Annotated in this window: 1 protein-coding gene; it reads right to left on the reverse strand. The window is 66.0% G+C overall.

Translation table 11 applies throughout. From position 1 onward, the window contains the following. On the reverse strand, positions 1-6,150 hold a 6,150-nt coding region (locus HU750_RS26850), incomplete at both ends, for an Ig-like domain-containing protein (protein WP_238348956.1).

Genomic DNA, 6,150 nt, shown 5'->3' on the forward strand with positions numbered 1-6,150 from the left:
CTTGGGTCGGTCTGCACCAGGCTCAGGCGCTCGCCTGGCAGTGCCGCCGGGTCGAGGTCGATCAGGAAGGTGCCGTTGGCCAAGACAGTGCCAGTGCCGATCACATTACCCTCGGCGTCGCGCACCTCCACGCTGGCACCCGCTTCACCACGGCCGCTCAGGGCCAGGCCATCGCTGCCGACGACAATATTGCTCACCGCTGCAGGCGGCGTGATGTCCGGTGCATCGAATGGCAGCGGGGTGGAGCTATTACCAGCGGCATCCACCAGGCGGATGTCCAGCACTTCACCATTGGCCTGGGCAGGCGTAAGGGTGAGGCTGAAGCTGCCGTTCTCGTTGACCAGGCCGGTACCAATGATGTCGCCCGCAGCGTCGCGCACCTGCACGGTGGCGCCCGGTTCGCCGCTACCCGTGAGGGTGACGCCGTCGACCAGTTCCAGGCCGGTAGGTTGCTCTGGCGCTTGTAGGTCTGGCGAGGTCACCGAACCAGGTTCAGAGGCGTTGCCTGCCGCGTCGGTCAGTACCACTTGCAGGGTGCTGCCGTCGTTAACGGCCGGGTCCAGGGTGATCTGGAAGGTGCCGTCCGGGTTGACCAAGCCGCTGGCCACGAGGTTGCCCTCGGCATCACGGACTTGCACGGTGGCCCCGGCTTCACCACGACCATTCAGCTGGCTGCCGGCGAGGGCGATGACCAGGTTGGTGGGTGCGTCTGGTGGCGTGGTGTCGCCGCCGTCGATGTCCGGCGCGGTGACCGTGCCGGCGGTTGAGGCGTTGCCTGCAGCATCGGTCGCAGTAACTTGCAGCACCTCGCCATCGACTTGAGGCGGATCGAGGGTGATGTTGAAGGTACCAGTCGGGCCGACCAAGGCGCTGCCCAGTTCGGTGCCGTCAGCTGCCAGCACCCGCACGGTGCTGCCCGGTTCGGCACGGCCGGTGACGACGCTGCCGTCGGCGTTGATCGCCAGTTCACTCGGCGCAGTCGGCGCGGTGATGTCGGGTGCGTTGATTTGTACCGGCAGGGACGACGCGCCGGTGCCATCGATTGCCACCAGGTCGAGCAGTTCGCCGTTGGCTTGTGCCGGGTTGAGGATGACGGTGAAGGTACCTTCGGCACCCACCACCACGCTGCCGACCAGCGTGCCATCGGCATCGCGCACTTCCACACGGCTGCCGACCGGGGCGGAACCGCTGATGCTGGTGCCGTCTTCGGCGACCACCAGGTCGCTCGGGCTGGCCGGTGTGGTGGTCGAGGGTACGTCGTACTCGAAGGCTACGGATGCATTGCCGCTTGGGTCGGTCTGCACCAGGCTCAGGCGCTCGCCTGGCAGTGCCGCCGGGTCGAGGTCGATCAGGAAGGTGCCGTTGGCCAAGACAGTGCCAGTGCCGATCACATTACCCGCGGCGTCGCGCACCTCCACACTGGCACCCGCTTCACCACGGCCGCTCAGGGCCAGGCCATCGCTGCCGACGACAATATTGCTCACCGCTGCAGGCGGCGTGATGTCCGGTGCATCGAATGGCAGCGGGGTCGAGGTGTTACCGGCGGCGTCCACCAGGCGGATATCCAGCACTTCGCCATTGGCCTGGGCAGGCGTAAGCGTGAGGCTGAAGCTGCCGTTTTCGTTGACCAGGCCGGTACCGATGATGTCGCCCGCAGCGTCGCGCACCTGCACGGTGGCGCCCGGTTCGCCGCTACCCGTGAGGGTGACGCCGTCGACCAGTTCCAGGCCGGTAGGTTGCTCTGGCGCTTGTAGGTCTGGCGAGGTCACCGAACCAGGTTCAGAGGCGTTGCCTGCTGCGTCGGTCAGTACCACTTGCAGGGTGCTGCCGTCTTTCACGGCCGGGTCCAGGGGGATCTGGAAGGTGCCGTCCGGGTTGACCAAGCCGCTGGCCACGAGGTTGCCCTCGGCATCACGGACTTGCACGGTGGCCCCGGCTTCGCCACGACCGTTGAGCTGGCTGCCGGCGAGGGCGATGACCAGGTTGGTAGGTGCATCCGGTGGCGTGATGTCGCCGCCGTCGATATCCGGCGCGGTGACCGTGCCGGCGGTTGAGGCGTTGCCTGCAGCATCGGTCGCAGTAACTTGCAGCACCTCGCCATCGACTTGAGGCGGATCGAGGGTGATGTTGAAGGTACCAGTCGGGCCGACCAAGGCGCTGCCCAGTTCGGTGCCGTCAGCTGCCAGCACCCGCACGGTGCTGCCCGCTTCGGCCCGGCCGGTGACGACGCTACCGTCGGCGTTGATCGCCAGTTCACTTGGCGCAGTCGGCGCGGTGATGTCCGGCGCAAAGATTTGCGTAGGCACGGACGACAGACCGTTGTCATCAATGGCGACCACATCGAGCAGTTCGCCGTTGGCTTGGGCCGGGTCGAGCACGATAGTGAAGGTGCCATCGGCACCTGCCACGACACTGCCGATCAGCGTGCCATTGGCATCGTGCACCTCCACACGGGTTCCCGCTGGCGCGTTGCCGGTCAGGCTGGTGCCATCGGCATTGATCGCCAGCTCGCTTGGGCTCGCCGGGGCGGTGATCAGTGGTACGTCGTATTCAAAGGCGACGGACGCGTTGCCGCTCGGGTCGGTCTGGACCAGGCTCAGGTGCTCGCCGGGTTGCGCTGCCGGGTCGAGGTCGATGAGGAAGGTACCGTTGGCCAAGACAGTGCCTGTGCCGATCACAGTGCCCTCGGCGTCACGCACTTGCACAGTGGCGCCGGCTTCGCCGCGGCCGCTGAGGACCAGGCCGTCGGAGCCGACGGCAATATTGCTGACGGCGGCAGGCGGTGTGATGTCCGGTGCATCGAATTGGAGTGGGGCAGAGCTGTTGCCGGCGGCATCCACGAGGCGAACGTCCAGCGCTTCGCCATTCGCTTGAGCAGGGCTGAGCGTCAGGCTGAAACTGCCATCTGCGCCTACGAGTCCGCTACCAATCACATTGCCCGCAGCGTCGCGGACTTGAACAGTGGCACCCGGTTCTCCGCGACCGGTAAGGGTCACGCCTTCGGCCAAGGCCAGGCCTGTGGGTTGGTCTGGGGCTTGCAGGTCTGGCGAGGTGACCGTACCTGGTTCAGACGCGTTGCCTGCCGCGTCGGTCAGCACCACTTGCAGCGTGCTGCCATCGTTAACGGCTGGATCAAGGGCGATTACAAAGTTGCCGTCCGCGCCTACGATGCCAGTCGCCAGCACATTGCCAGCGGCGTCACGTACCTGCACGGTGGCTCCGGCTTCGCCGCGGCCGCTGAGCTGGCTGCCGGCGAGGCCGATCACCAGGTTGGTCGGTGCGTTGGGTGGCGTGGTGTCCACGCCGTCGATATCCGGCGCGGTGACGGAGCTGCCAGGCGATGTGTTACCAGCGTCATCGGTCGCGGTGGCCTGCAACACTTCGCCATCGACCTGAGGCGGGTCGAGGGTGATGTTGAACACGCCAGTTGGTCCGACCAGGGCGCTGCCCAGTTCGGTGCCATCGGCGGCGAGAATACGAACAGTGCTACCCGGTTCGGCACGGCCAGTTACTACAGTGCCGTTGGCGCTGACGGCCAGTTCACTGGGTGCGGCTGGCGCGGTGATGTCCGGCGCGGTGATCTGCGCAGGCACGGACGACAAGCCGGTGTCGTCAATGGCCACAACATCGAGCAGTTCGCCGTTGGCTTGGGCCGGGTCGAGCACGATAGTAAAGGTGCCGTCTGCACCCGCCACAGCACTGCCAATGAGCGTGCCATTGGCATCGTGCACCTCCACACGGGTTCCAGCGGGTGCGTTGCCGGTCAGGCTGGTGCCATCGGCGTTGATCGCCAGTTCGCTCGGGCTGGCCGGGGCGGTGGTCAGTGGTACGTCGTATTCGAGGGCAACGGACGCGTTGCCGCTTGGGTCGACCTGCACCAGGCTCAGGTGTTCGCCGGGTTGTGCAGCCGGGTCGAGGTTGATCAGGAAGGTACCATTGGCAGTGACGACGCCGCGGCCAAGCAGGTTGCCATCCGCGTCGCGCACCTCAACGGTGGCACCCGCTTCCCCGCGACCGCCCAAGACCAAGCCGCCAGGGCCGACCTGGATGTTACTGACCGCATCCGGTGGGGTGATGTCCGGCGCATTGAACTGCAGGGCAGCGGAGCTATTGCCAGCGGCATCGACCAGGCGGATATCCAGGGCTTCGCCATTGGCCTGCGCAGGGCTCAGCGTCAGGCTGAACGTGCCATCCGCGTTGACCAGCCCGGTACCGATCACAGTACCGGCAGCGTCGCGTACTTGTACGGTGGCGCCAGGTTCGCCGCGGCCGGTGAAGGTGATGCCATTGGCCAGGGCAAGGTCGGTGGGTTGCGCAGGTGGCAGTAGGTCTTGCGAGGTGACCGAGCCCGGTTGAGAAACGTTGCCCGCCGCATCGGTCAGTGTCACTTGCAGGGTGCTGCCGTCGATGACGGCAGGGTCCAGCGTTAGCAGGAAGGTGCCATCTGCACCCACGGTGCCAGTGGCCAGGACATTGCCGGCGGCGTCGCGCACCTGCACGGAGGTGCCTGCTTCGCCACGGCCAGTCAGTTGGTGGCCAGCGAGACCGATCACCAGATTGGTGGGTGCGTCTGGTGGCGTGGTATCCCCGCCGTCGATATCCGGTGCGGTGACGGAGCTGGCGGTGGAGGTATTGCCAGCGGCATCGGTAGCCGTGGCTTGTAGAACCTCCCCATCGACCTGAGGCGGGTCGAGGGTGATGTTGAAGACGCCAGTCGGGCCGACCAGAGCGCTGCCCAGTTCGGTGCCATCGGCGGCGAGAATACGAACAGTGCTACCCGGTTCGGCACGGCCGGTGACAACGGTGCCGTTTGCGCTGACGGCCAGCTCACTCGGCGCGGCTGGTGCAGTGATGTCCGGCGCGGTGATCTGTGCGGGCAGAGAAGACAGGCCGGTGTCATCGATGGCGACGACATCGAGCAATTCGCCGTTGGCTTGTGGTGGCGTGAGTTCAAGGGTGAAGGTGCCATCGGCGCCGGCAGTGGCGCTGCCGATCAGGGTGCCATTGGCATCGTGCACTTCCACGCGGCTGCCCGCTGGCGCGGTACCGGTCAGGGTGGTGCCGTCGGCATCGATTAGCAGGTCGCTCGGACTTGCAGGGGCGGTGGTTTGAGGTACGTCGTATTCGACGGCAACGGAAGCGTTGCCGCTTGCGTCGGTCTGCACCAGGCTCAGTTGCTCGCCTGGTTGGGCAGCCGGGTCAAGGTCAATCAGGAAGGTGCCGTTGGCCAAGACGGTGCCGGTACCAATTACATTGCCGTTGGCATCGCGCACTTCCACGGTGGCCCCGGCTTCGCCGCGACCGCTGAGGACCAGGCCGTCGGTGCCGACCACGATATTGCTTACGGCCGCTGGCGGAGTGATATCCGGCGCATCGAATTGCAGTGGGGTAGAGCTGTTACCAGCGGCGTCCACCAGACGGATGTCCAGTGCTTCGCCATTCGCTTGAGCCGGGGAGAGCGTCAGGTTGAAGCTGCCATCTGCGCCCACCAGCCCGGTGCCGATCACAGTGCCCGCAGCGTCGCGTACTTGCACGGTGGCGCCAGGCTCGCCGCGACCCGTGAGGGTCACGCCATCAGCCAGGGCCAGGTCAGTCGGCTGCGCAGGTGGAAGCAGGTCTTGGGAGGTGACTGAACCTGGCTGCGAAACGTTGCCCGCGGCATCGGTCAAGGTCACTTGCAGGGTGCTGCCATCGATTACGGCAGGATCAAGGGTCAGCAGGAAGGTGCCATCTGCACCCACAGTGCCAGTCGCCAGCACATTGCCGTCGGCATCACGCACCTGAACCGTAGTCCCCACTTCGCCTCGGCCAGTCAGTTGGTGGCCAGCGAGACCGATCACCAAATCAACAGGGGCGTCCGGCGGCGTGGTATCGCCGCCGTCGATATCCGGTGCGGTAACGGAGCTGGCAACCGAAGTATTGCCGGCAGCGTCAGTTGCGGTGGCTTGCAGTAGCTCACCATCGACCTGAGGCGGATCGAGGTTGATGCTGAACACGCCAGTTGGCCCGACCAAGGCGCTGCCCAGTTCAGTGCCGTCGGCGGCGAGAATACGAACGGTGCTGCCTGGTTCGGCGCGGCCGGTAACGACGGTGCCGTTGGCGCTGACGGCCAACTCGGTAGGTGCGGCTGGTGCAGTGATGTCCGGCGCG

The organism is Pseudomonas sp. SWRI50, assembly GCF_014269095.1.
GTDB classification, from domain to species: domain Bacteria; phylum Pseudomonadota; class Gammaproteobacteria; order Pseudomonadales; family Pseudomonadaceae; genus Aquipseudomonas; species Aquipseudomonas kermanshahensis.